26 protein-coding genes and 2 pseudogenes are annotated in these 17000 nt (G+C 58.2%); 24 read left to right on the top strand and 4 right to left on the bottom strand.

Annotation, left to right across the window (positions count from 1 at the left end; translation table 11 throughout):
- From PHW99_RS14695 to PHW99_RS14635, 13 genes and pseudogenes are all read left to right on the top strand, one after another.
- Nucleotides 1-129 (top strand): annotated as a pseudogene (locus tag PHW99_RS14695) (elongation factor Tu); the annotation flags it as partial.
- A gap of 8 nt (nt 130-137) precedes the next feature.
- Nucleotides 138-452: a 30S ribosomal protein S10 gene (gene rpsJ, locus PHW99_RS14690; protein ID WP_028250951.1), complete on the top strand. Its 315-nt coding sequence runs from the start codon at nt 138-140 to the stop codon at nt 450-452.
- A gap of 197 nt (nt 453-649) precedes the next feature.
- A complete protein-coding gene (rplC, locus tag PHW99_RS14685) occupies nt 650-1330 on the top strand; it encodes a 50S ribosomal protein L3 (RefSeq protein WP_300179071.1) in 681 nt (226 codons plus the stop codon).
- Nucleotides 1330-1950, top strand: coding sequence for a 50S ribosomal protein L4 (gene rplD / locus PHW99_RS14680; protein ID WP_300179068.1), 621 nt, complete (start codon nt 1330-1332; stop codon nt 1948-1950). Before rplC ends, rplD begins: the two co-directional genes overlap by 1 nt.
- Entirely contained in the window at nt 1947-2273 is a 327-nt protein-coding gene (gene rplW / locus PHW99_RS14675; protein ID WP_300179065.1) for a 50S ribosomal protein L23, read from the top strand. The genes rplD and rplW overlap by 4 nt, the downstream gene beginning before the upstream one ends.
- Before the next feature lie 2 nt (nt 2274-2275).
- Nucleotides 2276-3100, top strand: coding sequence for a 50S ribosomal protein L2 (gene rplB, locus PHW99_RS14670; RefSeq protein WP_300179062.1), 825 nt, complete (start codon nt 2276-2278; stop codon nt 3098-3100).
- A 10-nt stretch (nt 3101-3110) separates the two neighbouring features.
- Nucleotides 3111-3389 (top strand): 30S ribosomal protein S19, encoded by a 279-nt coding sequence (rpsS, locus tag PHW99_RS14665; protein WP_078364575.1) that lies wholly within the window; start codon nt 3111-3113, stop codon nt 3387-3389.
- Between the two features lie 7 nt (nt 3390-3396).
- Nucleotides 3397-3729, top strand: coding sequence for a 50S ribosomal protein L22 (rplV, locus tag PHW99_RS14660; protein ID WP_300179074.1), 333 nt, complete (start codon nt 3397-3399; stop codon nt 3727-3729).
- Nucleotides 3730-3745: 16 nt separating this feature from the next.
- Nucleotides 3746-4630, top strand: a complete 885-nt coding sequence (gene rpsC, locus PHW99_RS14655; RefSeq protein ID WP_300179056.1) for a 30S ribosomal protein S3 — start codon at nt 3746-3748, stop codon at nt 4628-4630.
- A gap of 2 nt (nt 4631-4632) precedes the next feature.
- Complete coding sequence (rplP, locus tag PHW99_RS14650; protein ID WP_300179053.1) at nt 4633-5049, top strand: 50S ribosomal protein L16; 417 nt, start codon at nt 4633-4635, stop codon at nt 5047-5049.
- Between the two features lie 15 nt (nt 5050-5064).
- Nucleotides 5065-5271: a 50S ribosomal protein L29 gene (gene rpmC / locus PHW99_RS14645; RefSeq protein ID WP_300179050.1), complete on the top strand. Its 207-nt coding sequence runs from the start codon at nt 5065-5067 to the stop codon at nt 5269-5271.
- A 10-nt stretch (nt 5272-5281) separates the two neighbouring features.
- On the top strand, nt 5282-5551 hold the full coding sequence (gene rpsQ / locus PHW99_RS14640; protein WP_300179047.1) for a 30S ribosomal protein S17: 270 nt from the start codon (nt 5282-5284) through the stop codon (nt 5549-5551).
- Between the two features lie 96 nt (nt 5552-5647).
- Nucleotides 5648-6154 carry a peroxiredoxin gene (locus PHW99_RS14635; protein WP_300179044.1) on the top strand — a complete coding sequence of 169 codons (507 nt, stop codon included), beginning with the start codon at nt 5648-5650 and terminating at the stop codon, nt 6152-6154.
- Between the two features lie 46 nt (nt 6155-6200).
- Here PHW99_RS14635 and PHW99_RS14630 read toward each other — a convergent pair whose 3' ends face one another.
- Together PHW99_RS14630 and PHW99_RS14625 are read right to left on the bottom strand one after the other, a co-directional pair.
- Nucleotides 6201-6704, bottom strand: a complete 504-nt coding sequence (locus PHW99_RS14630; protein WP_300179041.1) for a GNAT family N-acetyltransferase — start codon at nt 6702-6704, stop codon at nt 6201-6203.
- Between the two features lie 31 nt (nt 6705-6735).
- Nucleotides 6736-7401, bottom strand: coding sequence for a cytochrome b/b6 domain-containing protein (locus PHW99_RS14625; protein WP_300179038.1), 666 nt, complete (start codon nt 7399-7401; stop codon nt 6736-6738).
- Between the two features lie 92 nt (nt 7402-7493).
- On the opposite strand from PHW99_RS14625, the gene PHW99_RS14620 reads away from it, so the two are divergent.
- The 8 genes from PHW99_RS14620 to PHW99_RS14585 all read left to right on the top strand — a co-directional run bounded on the left by PHW99_RS14620 (nt 7494) and on the right by PHW99_RS14585 (nt 13606).
- Nucleotides 7494-7946, top strand: coding sequence for a cytochrome c (locus tag PHW99_RS14620; protein ID WP_300179035.1), 453 nt, complete (start codon nt 7494-7496; stop codon nt 7944-7946).
- 96 nt (nt 7947-8042) lie between these two features.
- On the top strand, nt 8043-8747 hold the full coding sequence (locus PHW99_RS14615) for a DUF4197 domain-containing protein (RefSeq protein WP_300179032.1): 705 nt from the start codon (nt 8043-8045) through the stop codon (nt 8745-8747).
- Between the two features lie 21 nt (nt 8748-8768).
- A complete protein-coding gene (locus PHW99_RS14610) occupies nt 8769-10004 on the top strand; it encodes an MFS transporter (protein ID WP_300179029.1) in 1236 nt (411 codons plus the stop codon).
- A gap of 66 nt (nt 10005-10070) precedes the next feature.
- Nucleotides 10071-10517 (top strand): PTS fructose transporter subunit IIA, encoded by a 447-nt coding sequence (locus PHW99_RS14605; RefSeq protein ID WP_300179026.1) that lies wholly within the window; start codon nt 10071-10073, stop codon nt 10515-10517.
- Nucleotides 10486-10755 (top strand): HPr family phosphocarrier protein, encoded by a 270-nt coding sequence (locus PHW99_RS14600; RefSeq protein ID WP_300179023.1) that lies wholly within the window; start codon nt 10486-10488, stop codon nt 10753-10755. The genes PHW99_RS14605 and PHW99_RS14600 overlap by 32 nt, the downstream gene beginning before the upstream one ends.
- Nucleotides 10752-12524: a phosphoenolpyruvate--protein phosphotransferase gene (gene ptsP / locus PHW99_RS14595; protein ID WP_300179020.1), complete on the top strand. Its 1773-nt coding sequence runs from the start codon at nt 10752-10754 to the stop codon at nt 12522-12524. Before PHW99_RS14600 ends, ptsP begins: the two co-directional genes overlap by 4 nt.
- A gap of 42 nt (nt 12525-12566) precedes the next feature.
- Nucleotides 12567-13010, top strand: coding sequence for a FecR domain-containing protein (locus tag PHW99_RS14590; protein ID WP_300179017.1), 444 nt, complete (start codon nt 12567-12569; stop codon nt 13008-13010).
- Nucleotides 13007-13606 (top strand): OmpA family protein, encoded by a 600-nt coding sequence (locus tag PHW99_RS14585; protein WP_300179014.1) that lies wholly within the window; start codon nt 13007-13009, stop codon nt 13604-13606. Before PHW99_RS14590 ends, PHW99_RS14585 begins: the two co-directional genes overlap by 4 nt.
- Before the next feature lie 20 nt (nt 13607-13626).
- On the opposite strand, the gene PHW99_RS14580 is transcribed toward PHW99_RS14585, so the two are convergent.
- Complete coding sequence (locus PHW99_RS14580) at nt 13627-15129, bottom strand: FAD-linked oxidase C-terminal domain-containing protein (RefSeq protein WP_300179011.1); 1503 nt, start codon at nt 15127-15129, stop codon at nt 13627-13629.
- Between the two features lie 479 nt (nt 15130-15608).
- Here PHW99_RS14580 and PHW99_RS14575 point away from each other — a divergent pair, with 479 nt between their 5' ends.
- The 3 genes from PHW99_RS14575 to PHW99_RS14570 all read left to right on the top strand — a co-directional run bounded on the left by PHW99_RS14575 (nt 15609) and on the right by PHW99_RS14570 (nt 16716).
- Nucleotides 15609-15860: a hypothetical protein gene (locus PHW99_RS14575; RefSeq protein WP_300179008.1), complete on the top strand. Its 252-nt coding sequence runs from the start codon at nt 15609-15611 to the stop codon at nt 15858-15860.
- 145 nt (nt 15861-16005) lie between these two features.
- Entirely contained in the window at nt 16006-16314 is a 309-nt protein-coding gene (locus PHW99_RS18855; RefSeq protein ID WP_366913520.1) for a putative quinol monooxygenase, read from the top strand.
- 87 nt (nt 16315-16401) lie between these two features.
- On the top strand, nt 16402-16716 hold the full coding sequence (locus PHW99_RS14570; protein ID WP_300179005.1) for a hypothetical protein: 315 nt from the start codon (nt 16402-16404) through the stop codon (nt 16714-16716).
- A gap of 162 nt (nt 16717-16878) precedes the next feature.
- Here the strand turns inward: PHW99_RS14570 and PHW99_RS14565 are convergent.
- Nucleotides 16879-17000 (bottom strand): annotated as a pseudogene (locus tag PHW99_RS14565) (LysR family transcriptional regulator); the annotation flags it as partial.

Genomic DNA, 17000 nt, shown 5'->3' with positions numbered 1-17000 from the left:
CCTGGTGACAACGTGTCGATCACTGTGAAGCTGATTGCCCCGATCGCCATGGAAGAAGGCCTGCGCTTTGCTATCCGTGAAGGTGGCAAGACGGTTGGCGCTGGCGTCGTGGCTAAGATCATTGCTTAAGGAACACCATGGCAACGAAACAAAAAATCCGTATTCGCCTGAAGGCGTTTGATTACAAGTTGATCGACCAATCGGCCGCTGAGATTGTGGATACCGCCAAGCGTACCGGTGCGATTGTCAAGGGCCCGGTGCCATTGCCAACCCGCATGAAGCGTTTTGATATTCTGCGCTCGCCTCACGTCAACAAGACCAGCCGTGACCAGTTTGAAATTCGCACACACCAGCGTTTGATGGACATTGTCGATCCAACCGACAAGACCGTGGATGCCTTGATGAAGCTGGATTTGCCTGCTGGCGTCGACGTCGAAATCAAGTTGCAGTAAAAAATGGTGTCAGGAGCGGTCTGACTGCTCCTGACTATCTTGAGAGGTTGAATTTACTTGCCGTTTTGGGAAGTAGACGATATACTCGCAGGCTCCGTGTTTGCAGCTGATGCGGGTGCGGAGTTTTATTAACAGTCTTTCACAGCAAAACGGTGTGGCCAATTGCAGTTGCACCGGTGAAAGTTACGGAGAAAACAATGAGTCTTAGCAATCACTTAGGGTTGCTGGGGCGCAAGGTTGGGATGATGCGTTTGTTCACGGATGACGGGAATGCTGTTCCTGTCACTGTGATCGATGTGTCGAATAACCGTGTGACCCAGGTGAAAACCCAGGAGAACGATGGCTATGTCGCTTTGCAAGTGACATTTGGTGCGAAAAAAGCTTCTCGCGTCAACAAGCCTATCGCAGGACATCTCGCCAAGGCGGGTGTCGAAGCCGGTGAAATCATTCGTGAGTTTCGCGTTTCGGCTGAAACAGCTTCCCAATACCAGTCTGGCGCCAATGTGCCGGTGTCCACCGTGTTCTCGGTAGGGCAAAAGGTGGACGTGCAAGGCACGACCATCGGTAAGGGTTATGCTGGCACCATCAAGCGTCACCACATGAGCTCGCAACGTGCATCACACGGTAACAGCCGTTCGCACAATGTGCCGGGTTCTATCGGTATGGCGCAGGATCCGGGTCGTGTTTTCCCGGGTAAGCGGATGACAGGTCATCTGGGTGATGATCTGGTGACGACACAAAATCTGGATGTCGTCCGTGTGGATGAGGCCCGTCAACTGTTGTTGATCAAGGGTGCCATTCCTGGTTCCGCAGGCGGTTTTGTGACGATTCGTCCGGCTGTCAAGGCAAAGAAATCTGATGCGAAAGGAGCGAACTAATGCAGCTCGAACTCCTGAATGATCAAGGCCAGGTTGCGTCCAAGCTGGATGTTCCTGAGACGGTGTTTGGTCGTGCTTATAACGAAGATCTGGTTCACCAGATTGTTGTGGCGTTCCAGGCCAATGCGCGTCAAGGTACCCGTGCTCAGAAAGATCGTGAGCAGGTTCGTCACTCCACCAAGAAGCCTTTTAAACAAAAGGGGACTGGTCGTGCACGTGCTGGTATGACTTCTTCGCCATTGTGGCGTGGGGGTGGTCGGATTTTCCCGAACATGCCCAATGAAAATTTCACGCAAAAAATCAACAAGAAGATGTACCGAGCTGGTATGGCCTCCATCTTCTCCCAGTTGGCCCGTGAAGGTCGTTTGGCTGTGGTCGATTCCCTGACGGTGGAGTCACCCAAGACCAAGGCGTTGGCTGCCAAGTTCAAGGCAATGAACCTTGACTCGGTGTTGGTGATTGCTGATGAGGTTGATGAAAACCTGTACCTGGCATCGCGCAACCTGGTGAACGTGCTGGTGGTTGAGCCTCGTTATGCTGACCCGGTTTCGTTGGTCCATTTCCGCAAGGTGTTGGTGACCAAGGCAGCTATGGGCAAACTGCAGGAGATGTTCGCATGAGCCAAGCTAACCAAACTCAAAAATTCGACGAAGGTCGCCTGATGCAGGTGCTGGTTGCGCCGATCGTGTCTGAAAAGGCTACGATGGTTGCTGAAAAAAGCAATGCGGTGACGTTCAAGGTGCTTCAAGACGCAACCAAACATGAAATCAAGGCCGCTGTGGAGTTGATGTTCAAGGTTGAAGTCAAGGGCGTTTCTGTAGTGAACACCAAGGGTAAGACCAAACGCTTCGGTAAGTCTGTGGGTCGTCGCGACAACGTTCGCAAGGCTTACGTGAGACTCAAGCCTGGTCAAGAACTCAATCTTGGTGGGGAGGCCGCGTAATCATGGCTGTTATCAAAATGAAACCAACTTCCCCAGGCCGTCGTGGCGTGGTGAAGATTTCGCGTGATCACCTCCATAAGGGTGCTCCGCACGCGGCGCTGTTGGAACCTCAGTTCCAGCAAGCTGGTCGTAACAACAATGGTCACATCACGACTCGCCACAAGGGCGGAGGTCATAAACATCACTATCGTGTGGTTGACTTCTTGCGCAACAAGGACGGTATTCCGGCCAAGGTTGAGCGCATTGAATACGATCCGAACCGTTCTGCTCACATCGCCCTGGTGTGTTATGCCGACGGTGAGCGTCGTTACATCATTGCACCGCGCGGTCTTGAAGTGGGTAGCACCATCGTCAGTGGTTCGGAAGCCCCGATCCGTGTTGGTAACACTTTGCCCATCCGCAATATCCCGGTGGGTTCCGTGATTCACTGCATCGAATTGCAAGTGGGCAAGGGTGCTCAGGTGGTTCGCTCCGCTGGCGCATCAGCAACGCTGTTGGCTCGTGAAGGTACTTACGCACAGGTTCGTATGCGTTCAGGTGAAGTTCGCAAGATTCACATTGAATGCCGTGCAACTCTGGGTCAAGTGGCTAACGAAGAACACAGCCTGCGCCAACTCGGCAAGGCTGGTGTCAAGCGCTGGATGGGTATTCGCCCGACCGTTCGCGGTGTGGTGATGAACCCGGTTGATCACCCGCACGGTGGTGGTGAAGGCAAGACCGGCGAGGGCCGTCATCCAGTCGATCCTTGGGGTAATCTGACCAAGGGATACCGTACCCGTAACAACAAGCGCACGCAGGTCATGATCGTGTCGCGTCGCAAGAAGTAAGGGGTAGGTAATGACTCGTTCTCTCAAAAAAGGTCCATTTGTTGACCATCACCTGGTAGCCAAGACCGAAAAGGCCGTTGCTACCAAGGATAAGAAGCCGATCAAGACATGGTCGCGTCGTTCAATGGTTTTGCCCGAGTTCATTGGGTTGACCATTGCTGTTCACAATGGCAAGCAGCACGTGCCTGTCTATATCACTGACCAAATGGTCGGCCACAAGTTGGGTGAGTTTGCTCTGACCCGGACTTTCAAGGGCCATCCTGCGGACAAAAAAGTCCAGAAGAAATAAGGAGGTGATCATGGAAACACGTGCAACCCTTCGTGGCGTTCGTTTGTCGGTTGACAAGGGCCGTCTGGTCGCGGATTTGATTCGCGGCAAAAAAGTGGATCAGGCTTTGAACATTTTGCAGTTCACACAGAAAAAAGCTGCTGTGATCATCAAGAAGGTTCTGGAGTCTGCGATTGCCAATGCTGAGCATAACGATGGTGCTGATATCGACGAGTTGAAGGTGAAAACCATCTACGTCGAGCAAGGCGCATCGCTGCGGCGCTTCACGGCCCGTGCAAAAGGTCGTGGCAACCAAATCAGAAAACCCACGTGCCATGTGTACGTGACGGTCGGTAACTGAAAGAGGCCAGGAAGTTATGGGACAAAAAATCCATCCAACCGGCTTTCGTCTGTCGGTTAGTCGCAACTGGGCATCACGTTGGTATGCCAATGACCGCGATTTCGCGGGCATGCTGGCTGAAGACATCAAGGTGCGCGAGTACCTGAAAGCCAAGCTCAAGAATGCGTCCGTGTCGCGGGTTCTGATTGAGCGCCCCGCCAAGAATGCCCGTATCACGATTTTCTCGGCTCGTCCGGGTGTTGTGATCGGTAAAAAGGGCGAGGACATTGAAAACCTGAAGCGTGATCTGGGTCGTCAATTGGGCGTGCCGGTGGCCGTCAACATCGAAGAAGTGCGCAAGCCTGAAATCGATGCCAAGCTGATTGCTGACTCGATCACCCAGCAGCTCGAAAAGCGCATCATGTTCCGTCGTGCCATGAAGCGTGCCATGCAAAACGCCATGCGTCTGGGTGCCCTGGGCATCAAGATCATGTCGTCTGGCCGTCTCAACGGTATTGAAATCGCTCGTTGTGAGTGGTATCGCGAAGGTCGCGTGCCGCTTCACACCCTGCGTGCTGATATCGACTACGGTACGTCGGAGGCCAAGACCACCTACGGCATCATTGGTGTCAAGGTGTGGGTATACAAGGGTGACACCTTGGGCCGCAATGACCTGCCTGCTGTCGAGACGCCGCGTCCCGATGAAGAGCGTCGTCCACGTGGTCCGCGTCGTGATGCCCGCCCGGGATCTGACCGTCCGGCACCCCGTGGTGCACGCCGTCCCGCTGGTGGTAACAACGCCCCGGCCGATGGCAGTGACAAACCCGCTGAAGCCACTGGTGCTGATGCCAATAAACCCGCCGTTAAGCGCGTCCGCAAGGTAGCCGCGCCAGCTGCAGCAGCTGACGGCAAAGGAGAATAAATATGTTGCAACCCGCTCGTCGCAAATACCGCAAAGAGCAAAAGGGCCGTAACACCGGCATTGCGACCCGAGGCAGCTCGGTCGCATTTGGTGATTTCGGTCTGAAATGTACCGATCGTGGTCGTTTGACAGCCCGTCAGATTGAAGCCGCACGTCGCGCCATTTCCCGTCATGTGAAGCGTGGCGGTCGTATCTGGATTCGGGTGTTCCCTGACAAACCAATTTCCCAGAAGCCTGCTGAAGTGCGTATGGGTAACGGTAAAGGTAACCCCGAGTACTACGTGGCAGAAATCCAGCCCGGCAAGATCGTTTTTGAAATTGTGGGTGTCAGCGAAGAACTGGCCCGTGAAGCATTCCGTTTGGCTGCGGCCAAACTGCCTTTGCGGACTGCCTTTGTTGCCCGCATGATCGGTCAGTAATCAGGAGCATATGAGATGAAAACGACTGAATTACGACAAAAAGATGTTGCCGGTTTGCAAGCCGAGGTCAAAGAGCTGCAAAAAGCCCATTTTGGTCTGCGCATGCAAAAGGCGACGCAACAACTCAATAACACAGCAACGCTGCGCTTGGCGCGTCGTGACATCGCTCGCGCCAAGACCATTTTGGTCGAAAAGCAAGCTGCTGCCCAGTCCGCCAAATAAGGAGCGATAAATGACGGAAGCTAAACCATCCCTCAAGCGCACCCTGATCGGCAAAGTGGTCAGTGACAAGCGTGCCAAGACGGTGACCGTGTTGATCGAGCGTCGTGTCAAGCATGAGCTCTATGGCAAGATTGTTGCGAAATCCAGCAAATACCATGCCCATGACGAAAAAGGTGAATTCAAACTCGGCGACGTGATTGAAATTACCGAAAGCCGGCCTATCTCCAAGACCAAGAACTGGGTTGCTACCCGTTTGGTCCAGAAAGCTGCCCTGGTTTAAGTCTATGCAGTGACCTCGCTGCACATAATATGAAAACGGCTCACAATGTTGTGAGCCGTTTTTTTTGTGGGTACTTTTAACGCTGAAAGGTTGGACATGATTAAAGTAGGTGATTCATTGCCGGATGTGGTCCTGATGGAATATTCCGAAGTCGAAGGTGAAGGATGCAGCCTGGGGCCGAATCCGGTCAACGTGCGTGCTGCAAGTGCTGGCAAGACCATTGCACTGTTTGCCGTGCCAGGTGCTTTTACCCCCACTTGTTCGGCCAAACACGTTCCTGGTTACGTGGAAAATCAGGCTGCGTTGAAGGCCTCTGGTGTGGACGAAATTTGGTGCCTGAGTGTCAACGACGCGTTTGTGATGGGCGCCTGGGCTCGTGATCAAAAAACAGCGGGCAAGATTCGCATGCTGGCTGATGGCGACGCCGCGTTTGCCAAGGCTGCGGGTTTGACACTGGATCTCACCGGCCGGGGACTGGGCTTACGCAGCAACCGCTACGCCATGCTGGTCAAGGATGGCAAGGTGGCGACTTTGAACATCGAGGCGCCCGGAAAATTCGAAGTGAGTGACGCGTTAACCCTGCTGGCCCAGGCCAAAGCTTGAGCAACGCTGCGGTTCTCCGTGGCGCTCCGAGAGCTGGCGTGGGGGCTTACAGCCTGGCCATCAGGTAGTGCGCACCTGCGATGGGGTTGTGGTAGTAGGGGGGGACTTCTACAAAACCCAGGTCGTCGTAAAGCGCACGTGCTGTCTCCATCTCGCTCAAGGTGTCCAGCAGCACGCAGCTGTAACCCATGCTGCGGGCCGCATCCAGGATGGCTTCAGCCAAGGCGCGCCCAAAGCCGAAGCTGCGGAACTGCGGGCGAACATAGAGCCGTTTCATTTCACTGGCATTGGGATAGTCCACCGTGTCGAGAGGGCGCAGGGCACAGCAGCCAGCCAGGCCCGTGCTGGTGCGGATCGCAAGCAAGGCACCTCTTGGCGGCGCGTAGTCCCCGGGCAGGTTGTCAAGTTCGCTGCTGAAATTCTGGAAACACAGATCAACACCCAGACCTTGCGCATACGCCATAAATAGCGCCTTCACGGCATCGATGTCGTCCTGTTCCACCGGACTGAAGAGGTCAAAGTCGCTGGACTGCTGGGGTGAGTGAGCCATGCTGCTGATGCGATAAGAATTCAGCGATTTCTTAATTTAACCAGGCCAGCAGTGCGCCAACCAGGGCGGCACAAACGAGGGCAATCCCCGCTGCCTTGACGCGCTGGACCTTGCTGTCGTTGGCGCTTTCAGCGGGAAATTCCAGGGCCTTGTCACCGTTGATCATCGGTTTGACCAGGTTGTCGCGTTTTTTGAAAAAGTAAAAGGCAATGGCCAACACGTGAAGCAGCACCAGGCTGATCAAGATCAACTTGCCAACTTCCTTATGGTAGAAGGTTGCATTGGAGACCCAGGTGCCAGATACGAATCGGGTCAATGGGCCGGCAGCGGCGATTTCATCGTCACTCATCAGGCCGGAACCCACCTGCAGGGCCAGGAACGTCAGCAGGGCGAAGACCGATAACGCCCCCATCGGGTTGTGACCAACGAGGTGTTCCTGCGCTCCCCGTCCTTGCAGGTAAGCCAGAACCTGCCTGGGTGAATAAAGAAAGGTGGCAAACCGCGACCAGCGGCCACCCATAAAACCCCAGATCAGTCGAAATGCCAGCAGTGCCAGCACGACGTACCCCAGCCGGAAATGCCAGTCCATCGCCGCGCCACCGATCTCGGCCGTGATCACCAGCGCAATCACACTGGCCACCAGCAGCCAATGAAACAGTCGGGTGGGGGCGTCCCACACGCGCACAACATACGCCATAGATACCTCTTGAAGCAGCAAATGCAAATTTGAAGAAAACGCAATAAACTGCGAGCCCGTTTGTCTTCAAGTTTAACTTTCACAGGAATCCCATGAAAAAAATCGTTTCTCTGGCCCTGGCCGGTCTGGCTGCTACATTTGTTTTGCCAGCGTCGGCACAATTTGCAAAACCGGAAGATGCCATCAAGTACCGCAAAAACGCGCTGTTTGTGATGCAGCAGAACTTTGGCCGCGTGGCTGGCATGGCAGCAGGCAAGGTTCCTTTTGATGCCAAGGTCGCCGCAGAAAGCGCCGCAGTGGCTGACTATGTTGGTAAATTGCCCTGGGCTGGTTTTGGCCCCGGTACCGACAAGGGTGACACCAAGGCCAAGCCTGAAATCTGGACCAACAAGGCCAAGTTTGACGAAGCCGCAGGCAAGCTCCAGACTGAGATGGGCAAACTGGCTGCTGTCGCCAAGACCGGCAAACTCGATGACATCAAAGTGGCGGTCAACGCCGTTGGTGGCGCGTGCAAATCGTGCCACGACGACTTCCGCGCGAAATAAGTCACAACCCTGTGGCGCCACCGCTGCGGCGTGGTGCCGGGTGAGCGGGATGTGCCGGTTACCATGGGGCCTGCCAAACCTCCACCGGTGATTTCCATGGACCGACGTAGCTTCCAGACCCTCACAACTGCTTTCATCGCTGGTGAGCTGCTGCTGTTTCACGGCACCAGCCAAGCATTGACCTTGAGCGACTTGACTCATGCCCAGGCGTCGCAAGGACTCAAGGCGGCACTGGAACAGGGGGCACGTGTGGCCGTGGCGGTGCTGGGGCAGCCCAACGGCTTTTTAGGCAATGACAAGGTTCGTATTCCGTTGCCAGGTTATCTTGAAGAGGCTGCCAGCCTGTTGCGCCGGCTGGGGCAGGGGGGCCGGCTGGACGAGTTGGTCGTGGCCATGAATCATGCCGCTGAAGCGGCTGTGCCCTTGGCCAAAGACATGTTGGTGGGCGCTGTCAAATCAATGAGTGTCCAGGACGCCAAGAGCATCCTCAGCGGGGGCGACACCTCTGTCACGCAGTTTTTCGCCGACAAAACCCGGGTGCCTCTTGCCGGCAAGTTTTTACCCGTGGTGAAGAAGACCACGCAGCAAGTGAAGCTGGCTGAAAAATACAACCAGATTGCCGGCAAGGCGGCTGGCATGGGCTTGCTCAGCGGGGATGAGGTCAGCGTGGAGCGTTATGTCACGGGCAAGGCGCTGGATGGCCTGTACTTCATGATTGGCGAAGAAGAAAAGAAAATTCGTCAGGACCCGGTGGGCACCGGTAGTGCCATTCTCAAAAAGGTGTTTGGTGCACTCAAGTAACTTTTCCCCGCGTGCCGTGTCATGAGCACGCTGTCGCGACGAACCGCTGTCCTGGTTTTTCTGGCGTTTGCCAGCGCCTATTTTCTGTCGGCCTTGATCCGGGCGATCACCGCCACCTTGTCCCCTGCGCTGACGCAGGAGTTCGCCCTGAATGCACGTGATCTGGGGCTGCTCGCCGGAGGCTATTTCCTGGGCTTTGCCGCCACCCAATTGCCCCTGGGGAGATGGCTGGACCGGCACGGTCCGAAAAAAGTCATTCTGGCCCTGCTGCTGGTGGCCGTGCTGGGCTGTGCGGCCTTTGCCCTGGCCACCAGTTTCAATGGTTTGCTGTTGGCGCGCGTGTTGAGCGGTGTTGGTGTGAGTGCCTGCCTGATGGCGCCATTGACCGGCTACCGTCGCTGGTTCGCCCCGGCATCGCAGATGCGTGCCAACTCCTGGATGCTGATGACCGGCTCCATGGGGATGGTGGCCTCCACGCTCCCGGTGCAATGGCTGGTTCCCCTGACCGGTTGGCGGGGCCTGTTCTGGGGGCTGGCTGTTCTGGTGTTGCTGGCGATGGTCTGGATTGCCTGGCAGGTTCCCGCCTGGAAAACGGCTGCTGTGCCAGCGGCGGATGCGGCGGACACGGTGCCCGGCAAGGCCAGTTATGCCGAAGTCTGGCGCCACCCGTACTTTCGCAAAATGGCGCCGATGGGGTTTTTCATTTACGGTGGGCTGGTGGCGATGCAGACCTTGTGGGTCACACCCTGGATGATCCGCATCGCCGGGTTCACGCCACTGGAGGCGGCCAATGGCCTGTTCTGGATCAATATGACCATGCTGGCAACGTTTTGGGGTTGGGGCCTGATCAATCCCTGGCTGACGCGCCAGGGTTACACCGCAGAGCGGCTGATCCGCTATGGCATGCCCTTGAGCTTCATCATCATTGCTATCATTATAGTAGCTGGTAAGTCAATAGGTATCTGGGCTGGGATGGCCTGGGCCATGTATTGCATGAGCTGCACCTTCATTTCGTTGGCGCAGCCGGCCGTGGCCATGGCGTTTCCCCCGGCCCTGGCGGGGCGGGCGCTGTCCGCCTACAACCTGCTGATCTTTGCCGGTGTATTTGCCGTGCAGTGGGGCGTGGGTCTGGCCATTGATGGTTTCCAGGCCTTGGGGGCGTCGGAGCTGCGGGCGTTCCAGTTCGCCGTGGGGTGTTATTTGTTGTCGACGGTGTTGTCTTATGTCTATTTCCTGACAGCAAAAAGCCATAATTAGCGGCCCAAGCACCCCTGTGCCCCGGAGACGGCCCAACCCTTTGCTCCCAGCCCATTCCAGAAAGACATGAACACCGGCATTTTCATCATCGCTCATGCGCCCTTGGCCAGCGCGTTGCGCCAGTGTGTGTTGCACGTTTTCCCGGATGCCGCCAGCTCGATGGCCGTGCTGGATGTGCAACCCAACATGCCTGCGGATGAAACCCTGGCCATGGCACGCATGACGATGTCACTGCTGCACCGGCCACAGACGCTGGTCTTGACCGACCTGTTTGGTGCCACACCGTGCAACGTGGCGCAAAAGCTGGTGGACGGTATGAACTCCCGGCTGATTGCTGGCGTCAATCTGCCCATGCTGCTGCGTGCCGTGACCTACCGGCAGGAGTCTCTGGACGCCCTGATGGCGCGTGCGTTGGCCGGTGGCACCCAGGGTGTCATGCAGGTGGCAGTCACCGCGCCGCAAAATCAAATTCGCAAACCCCATGATCAAAACGACCACGACCATCAGCAATAAACTGGGCCTGCACGCCCGTGCCTCCGCCAAACTGACCAAGCTGGCGGGCAGTTTCCCGTGCGAGGTCTGGATGTCGCGCGGCGAGCGCCGTGTCAATGCCAAAAGCATCATGGGCGTGATGATGCTGGCCGCTGGCCAGGGCACCCCGGTTGAAGTGGAAACCAGTGGTGAGCGCGAGCAGGAAGCCATGGAGGCCCTGCTGGCCCTGATCAACGACAAGTTTGGAGAAGGGGAGTGACGTTCTCCATCCATGGCCTGCCGGTTGCCCGTGGCATTGCCATCGGGCGGGCCGTGCTGGTGGCGTCCAGCCGGCTCGATGTGGCGCACTACTTCATTGAGCCATCTCAAGTTGAAGCGGAAATCAACCGGGTGCGTGATGGCCGCGACGCGGTGGTGGAGGAAATCCACCGCCTGCAGGAAAGCATTGCCCAGATGGGCCCCAAGGAAGCGCCCCATGAGATGGCCGCCCTGCTGGAAGTGCACTCGATGCTGTTGCAGGACGACGAGCTGGCGCAAGGCGTCAAGCATTGGATCAAGGACCGTCTCTACAACGCCGAATGGGCCTTGACCAGCCAGCTGGAGGTAGTGGCGCGCCAGTTTGACGAGATGGAGGATGACTACCTGCGCGAGCGCAAGGCTGATCTGGAACAAATCACCGAGCGGGTGTTACGTGCCATGCGGGGGGTGTCGTCACCGCTGATCCAGCCCCTGGGCCGGGGTGAACGCAAGTCTTCCCAGCAAGACCTGCTGCTCGACGATACGGTGGATGTGCCGCTGATTCTGGTGGCGCATGATCTGTCGCCAGCCGACATGCTGCAGTTCAAGCAAAGTGTCTTTGCCGGCTTTATCACTGATGTGGGTGGCAAGACCTCGCACACGGCCATTGTGGCGCGCAGCCTGGATATCCCGGCCGTGGTGGGCGCGCGCCTGGGCAGCCAGCTGATCCGCCAGGACGACTGGGTCATCATCGACGGTGATGCCGGTGTGGTGGTGGTGGACCCGTCGGCCATCATCCTGGCCGAGTATGGTTTCAAGCAGCGTCAGGGCGAACTGGCGCGTGGTCGGCTGGCGCGCCTGCTGCACACCCCGGCGGTGACGCTGGACGGGCAAAAAATCGAATTGCTGGCCAATATCGAAATGCCCGATGACGCCGTCGGCGCGGTGAATGCCGGTGCAGTGGGGGTGGGCCTGTTTCGCAGCGAATTCATGTTCATGGGCCGTCACGGCAAGCTGCCCAATGAAGAGGAGCAGTTCCTGGCCTACCGGCGCGCGGTGGAAGGCATGCAGGGCCTGCCGGTGACGATCCGTACCGTGGACGTGGGGGCTGACAAGCCGCTAGACGACACCGTGCGTGACAACGCCCACCTCAATCCGGCGCTGGGCTTGCGTGCCATCCGCTGGAGTCTGGCGGAACCCACCATGTTCCTCACCCAGTTGCGCGCCATTCTGCGGGCCGCTGCGTTTGGCCAGGTGCGTATGCTGATCCCGATGCTGGCCCATGCCAGCCAGATCCGCCAGACCATGTCGCTGATTGATCACGCCCGCGTGCAACTCGACAACCGTGGGGTGGCCTACGGCCCGGTCCAGATCGGGGCGATGATCGAAATCCCGGCGGCTGCACTGACGCTGCGGGTATTCCTGAAATATTTTGACTTCCTCTCCATTGGCACCAATGACCTGATCCAGTACACCCTGGCGATCGACCGCGCCGACGAATCGGTGGCGCACCTGTACGACCCGCTGCACCCGGCGGTGCTGCGTCTGATTGCCGACACCATTGCCCAGGGCCAGGCGCAGGGCAAGCCGGTCAGCGTCTGCGGTGAAATGGCGGGGGACGTGACCTGCACCAAGCTGCTGCTGGGTCTGGGCTTGCGCAGTTTTTCCATGCACCCGACCCAAATTCTGGCGGTCAAACAAGAGATCCTGCGTGCCGATACCGGCAAGCTGGCCGGTTGGGCGACCCAGTTGCTGGCTGAGGATGAGCCAGCGTTGCGTGTGGTGAAGTGAGTCTGGGCTGACGAAGCCATTGGACCGGAAAGTGAGGTTTTCATGACATTCAAATCCAGTTGTGCCTGCGCTGTGATGCTGCTGATGGCAGCCATGGCCAGTGCCCAAACGCAGCGGCAAGGCACGCTGAAAGCCGTGGCGGGCGAGGTCAGCCTGAGCCAGGCCGGCGGCGCGTCGCGCCAGGCCGAGGCGGGTGCCGGACTGCAGGAGTCCGACCGGATCGTGACCGGGCGCAATGCCAGTGTCACCCTGGCGTTGCGGGATGGCACCATCATCACGGCAGGGCCCGGCACCACCATGGAGTTGACCAAGGTCCAGTTTGATGCCACCACCCAGGATGGCTCGGTGTTGGTGAATCTGGCCCAGGGCGCTTTGCGTGTGGTGACCGGCTGGCTGGCCAAGCTGCACCCTGAGCAGGTCAACGTCAAAACGCCGACTTCGGTCGTGGGGGTGCGTGGCACCGATTTTCTGGTGGAGGTGCCATGAAACGCAGCACAGGATGGTGGCTGGTGTGGGGGTTGGTGGCGGGCCTGCTCAGTGCTTGTGCGCCGGTCAGTCGGGTGATTTTGTTGCCCGAAGAAGCCGGCAAGTCCAGCGCCGTGGTGGTGACCACCCCTGCCGGCTCACAACAAATCTCCAAACCCTATCAGCTGGTGGAAATCACCCCCGAGGGGCAGATGACGCTGGGCACCACCACGCCGCTGGCGGTGATGGAGCGCTACGGCAACATGCTGTCGCAATTGCCACGGCCACCCGAGCAGTTTCTGTTGTATTTTGAACCCGGTGGCTCGACCCTGACCGCCGAGTCAAAGGCCTTGTTGTCCACCATCCTGGCCAATGCCCGATCCCGCAAAGGCGGTGAAATCGCGGTGATTGGTCACACCGACCGGGTCGGTGCCCTGCAAGCCAATGACGCCCTGTCACTCGGGCGCGCCCAGGCTGTGCGTGACTTGCTGGTGGCCCAGGGTTTCAACGCCGATCTGATCGAGGCCGTGGGCCGCGGTGAGCGCGCCCCGCTGGTGCCGACCGAGGATGAGGTGGCCGAACCCAAAAACCGGCGTGCCGAAGTGGTGGTGCGTTAGCCCCGACGGTTGCGGTCCGCTCAGAACCTGGGCAACTCCGGGTGGCTGAGCCGGCCGCCGCGCACCAGCATCTTGCCGTATTCGGCGCAGCGGTGCGCTGTTGGGATCACCTTGCCCGGGTTCAGCAGACCGCGCGGGTCAAAGGCTCGCTTCAGGCCAAACATCTGCTCGTTTTCCTCGGCGCTGAACTGCACACACATGCTGTTGAGCTTTTCCACCCCGACGCCATGTTCACCCGTCACCGTGCCGCCCATGGCCACGCTGGTTTCCAGGATGTCGGCGCCAAACAGCTCGGCACGGTGCAGCTGGTCGGCGTCATTGGCATCAAACAGGATCAACGGGTGCAGGTTGCCGTCACCGGCGTGGAACACATTGGCGCAGCGCAGCTGGTACTTCTTCTCCATCTCCTGGATCGCCAGCAGGATGTCGGCCACACGCTTGCGTGGAATGGTCGAGTCCATACACATGTAGTCCGGGCTGATGCGCCCGCTGGCCGGGAAAGCGTTCTTGCGCCCGCTCCAGAACTTCAGGCGTTCACCTTCGTCGCGGCTGACCGCAATCTGGGTCGCGCCCGCGGCGCGCAGCACCTCACTCATGCGGCCAATTTCTTCTTCCACCTCTTCAGGCGTGCCGTCACTCTCACACAGCAAAATGGCCTCAGCGTTGAGGTCGTAGCCGGCGTGCACATAGTCTTCCACGGCAGCGGTCATGGGTTTGTCCATCATCTCCAGCCCGGCCGGGATGATGCCCTCGGCAATCACGCTGGCCACCGCCTCACCGGCTTTGCGCATGTCGTCAAAACTGGCCATGATGCAGCGGGCCAGCATCGGCTGCGGAATCAGCTTGACCGTGACCTCGGTGGTGACGGCCAGCATGCCTTCGGAGCCAATCACCACACTCATCAGGTCCAGGCCGGGCGCATCCAGCGCGTCCGCGCCAAATTCCACCGCTTCCCCGGCCATGGTGAAGCCGCGCACCTTGAGGATGTTGTGCAGGGTCAGACCGTATTTCAGGCAGTGCACGCCCCCGGAGTTTTCTGCCACATTGCCCCCAATGGTGCAGGCAATCTGGCTGGAGGGGTCGGGCGCGTAATACAGGCCATAAGACGCCGCCGCTTCGCTGATGGCCAGGTTGCGCACGCCACACTGCACCACGGCGGTATGCGCCAGCGGGTCAATGCGGATGATCCGGTTGAAGCGGGCCAGCGACAAGGTCACCCCGCGCTGCAGCGGCAGCGCCCCGCCCGAAAGCCCCGTGCCGGCGCCGCGCGCCACCACCGGCACCTGCAGCGCGTGGCAGATGCGCAGCACCGCCTGAACCTGGGTCTCGTTTTCAGGCAAGGCCACCACCAGCGGGCGCTGGCGGTAGGCCGACAGGCCGTCACACTCATACGGGGTGGTGTCCTCGGGCGTCCACAACAGCGCGTGGCCGGGCAGATAGGGCTGCAGCGCCTGCACCACCTGCTGTTGCAGTTCGGGCAGCGGGGTGGCTGATTCGGTGCCTAAGTGGGTGGGCGTGGTCAATCTGCGTCCTCTGTGTGCGGAAAACCATGACTGTAAATCGAACCGCCCAGGCGCGGCATGAGTATTTTTTGAAACTTGCCTGAAATATCGTTCGCTATATTTAGTGTAGCGATATGGGTAGATAACATCCGGGCTAGAGGGTGTTTTTGTGCCAAAACTACCATCATCCCAAGACAAGGCCTGCTCGGGAGTCCCCATTCAGGGGTGAGGCCCTATGGGCTATAGTCCGACGACAAACAGCGTCGGGGACAACAGACCGGCGTTTGACAGAATTTCGCCAGCCTAGGCGACCGGGTTCAAGGGGAGGAATATGACTTCACTATCCAGTGCGATTGACGGCAAACCCAGGCCCGATGCGGCTTGCCCGTTGTTGGCCAATGCCGTCGGCAGACGGCATCCCAGGATATCCAGTCGTCTCACTCAGCAATGCCAGGATAGGCGCTCGGCTACATTACGTTGGGCGTCTCAGGAGCGATTACATGGCATTTTCCGTCGAGCGTGATTCTTCGAGTAGAGAGTCCTTTGGTCCATATTGGTACCTCATCTATGAGGATGGCTGCCTTATCGCTCGCTTCTGGCATGACTACCGGGGAGACGATAACGGGATCGTCTTTACCAGCGGTGCAGAAGAGAATAATCCGTTGGGTTCACGCGCCGACTTCATTGGTGGCGGAGGGCCTCAACCCTTGGTACTTACAAAGCAGGCAATTAAGTATCTTGAGAGCAAGTAAGTTGGCGCTAGGCACTATGTGTAACCGCGTCGCCCAACCCGACAGTCGAGCGGACCTGTCGCGGCAGGCCGCGCCAGTCCGCTCACTTCTACGTTAGGCCTCACAAGATGGTCTCCGAACACCGAAACTCGATTGAGATATTTCTATGCAACCTACCGTAGCTGTCTTCGGAATTCTTAGATTTCCACCTGAACAAATGCCAGAGGTGCGCCCCCACCTACGAACTTTGGTCGAGACGACATACCGAAACGATGGGTGCGTCGCCTACGATGTAGCTGAAGATCCATTTGATCCCGGGCTCATTCGCTTCTCCGAACTGTGGCCAGATCACGAAAGCCTTGCTAGGCACCTTCAGGCGCCGCATATTGAACCCTGGCGGGCTGTTGCTCGCCGTTGTGGTTTGCTCGACCGAAAGTTCACTGCATATGACATCAAGGGTTCGCGTAGTGTTTGAAGCGACGTGCGGCCCAATCCGGCGGTGCAGGGGATGCTGCGCGATAAAACCGCGCCGCGCCCCTGAACTCGAACGTCGAGTCCAGCAATGAAACCGCAAACCATCTTGATCGCCTGCCTTGCCTTCGCCGCGTGCGGTTTCGCTTTTGGCAGCGAGCTTCAGCCGGTCCAGGCGGGCATCGCTCCGCTGAAATCCCGGTTGGCCGAAGTGAAGGCCGAGTCGGTTTCCTTGCGTACCGCGCTTGCTGCGGCCGAGCCGGCGCAAAGGTCAAGATTTGAAGGACAGCTTGCTGCACTCCAAGAAGAGGAGAAGCAGCTCACGGCGGAAATCGAAAGCGCAGAACGGCAGGGCCGCTCTCCGTACGTCACTTACGCCGCGCCTGCGCCGCACGAGACCAGATGAACACCCGACAAGAATCGCCAGCGGCTTGATCGACCCATTGCGCGATCGCCCCGTCTTTGCCAGACAGCGCTGCAGGGCAGCATTTCCAAATGGGATAAAGCTATTATTTTAATAGCTTGTCAAGCTTGTTCCACCCGGGCTAGAGGGCTAAAACACCCTCAATCACTTGACGCTTTGCTTGAGCCAGTCGGCAAACGCCACACATTCCCAGCGCTCCATCATGCCGGTGCGCCAGCACAAGTAGTGCGCGTGCGGGCTGGGCACATTGCGGCCAAACACGGCGT

Source organism: Rhodoferax sp., assembly GCF_028689305.1.
Lineage (GTDB): Bacteria > Pseudomonadota > Gammaproteobacteria > Burkholderiales > Burkholderiaceae_C > Rhodoferax.
The sequence above is the reverse complement of the archived record's forward strand: the minus strand, read 5'-3'. Positions and strand labels throughout refer to the sequence as shown.

Bases quoted from the DNA above. Each gene is read 5' to 3' on its own strand.
- rpsJ (WP_028250951.1), top strand. From the start codon at position 138: ATGGCAACGAAACAAAAAATCCGTATTCGCCTGAAGGCGTTTGATTAC.
- rplC (WP_300179071.1), top strand. From the start codon at position 650: ATGAGTCTTAGCAATCACTTAGGGTTGCTGGGGCGCAAGGTTGGGATG.
- rplD (WP_300179068.1), top strand. From the start codon at position 1,330: ATGCAGCTCGAACTCCTGAATGATCAAGGCCAGGTTGCGTCCAAGCTG.
- rplW (WP_300179065.1), top strand. From the start codon at position 1,947: ATGAGCCAAGCTAACCAAACTCAAAAATTCGACGAAGGTCGCCTGATG.
- rplB (WP_300179062.1), top strand. From the start codon at position 2,276: ATGGCTGTTATCAAAATGAAACCAACTTCCCCAGGCCGTCGTGGCGTG.
- rpsS (WP_078364575.1), top strand. From the start codon at position 3,111: ATGACTCGTTCTCTCAAAAAAGGTCCATTTGTTGACCATCACCTGGTA.
- rpsC (WP_300179056.1), top strand. From the start codon at position 3,746: ATGGGACAAAAAATCCATCCAACCGGCTTTCGTCTGTCGGTTAGTCGC.
- rplP (WP_300179053.1), top strand. From the start codon at position 4,633: ATGTTGCAACCCGCTCGTCGCAAATACCGCAAAGAGCAAAAGGGCCGT.
- rpmC (WP_300179050.1), top strand. From the start codon at position 5,065: ATGAAAACGACTGAATTACGACAAAAAGATGTTGCCGGTTTGCAAGCC.
- rpsQ (WP_300179047.1), top strand. From the start codon at position 5,282: ATGACGGAAGCTAAACCATCCCTCAAGCGCACCCTGATCGGCAAAGTG.
- PHW99_RS14635 (WP_300179044.1), top strand. From the start codon at position 5,648: ATGATTAAAGTAGGTGATTCATTGCCGGATGTGGTCCTGATGGAATAT.
- PHW99_RS14630 (WP_300179041.1), bottom strand. From the start codon at position 6,704: ATGGCTCACTCACCCCAGCAGTCCAGCGACTTTGACCTCTTCAGTCCG.
- PHW99_RS14625 (WP_300179038.1), bottom strand. From the start codon at position 7,401: ATGGCGTATGTTGTGCGCGTGTGGGACGCCCCCACCCGACTGTTTCAT.
- PHW99_RS14620 (WP_300179035.1), top strand. From the start codon at position 7,494: ATGAAAAAAATCGTTTCTCTGGCCCTGGCCGGTCTGGCTGCTACATTT.
- PHW99_RS14615 (WP_300179032.1), top strand. From the start codon at position 8,043: ATGGACCGACGTAGCTTCCAGACCCTCACAACTGCTTTCATCGCTGGT.
- PHW99_RS14610 (WP_300179029.1), top strand. From the start codon at position 8,769: ATGAGCACGCTGTCGCGACGAACCGCTGTCCTGGTTTTTCTGGCGTTT.
- PHW99_RS14605 (WP_300179026.1), top strand. From the start codon at position 10,071: ATGAACACCGGCATTTTCATCATCGCTCATGCGCCCTTGGCCAGCGCG.
- PHW99_RS14600 (WP_300179023.1), top strand. From the start codon at position 10,486: ATGATCAAAACGACCACGACCATCAGCAATAAACTGGGCCTGCACGCC.
- PHW99_RS14590 (WP_300179017.1), top strand. From the start codon at position 12,567: ATGACATTCAAATCCAGTTGTGCCTGCGCTGTGATGCTGCTGATGGCA.
- PHW99_RS14585 (WP_300179014.1), top strand. From the start codon at position 13,007: ATGAAACGCAGCACAGGATGGTGGCTGGTGTGGGGGTTGGTGGCGGGC.
- PHW99_RS14575 (WP_300179008.1), top strand. From the start codon at position 15,609: ATGGCATTTTCCGTCGAGCGTGATTCTTCGAGTAGAGAGTCCTTTGGT.
- PHW99_RS18855 (WP_366913520.1), top strand. From the start codon at position 16,006: ATGCAACCTACCGTAGCTGTCTTCGGAATTCTTAGATTTCCACCTGAA.
- PHW99_RS14570 (WP_300179005.1), top strand. From the start codon at position 16,402: ATGAAACCGCAAACCATCTTGATCGCCTGCCTTGCCTTCGCCGCGTGC.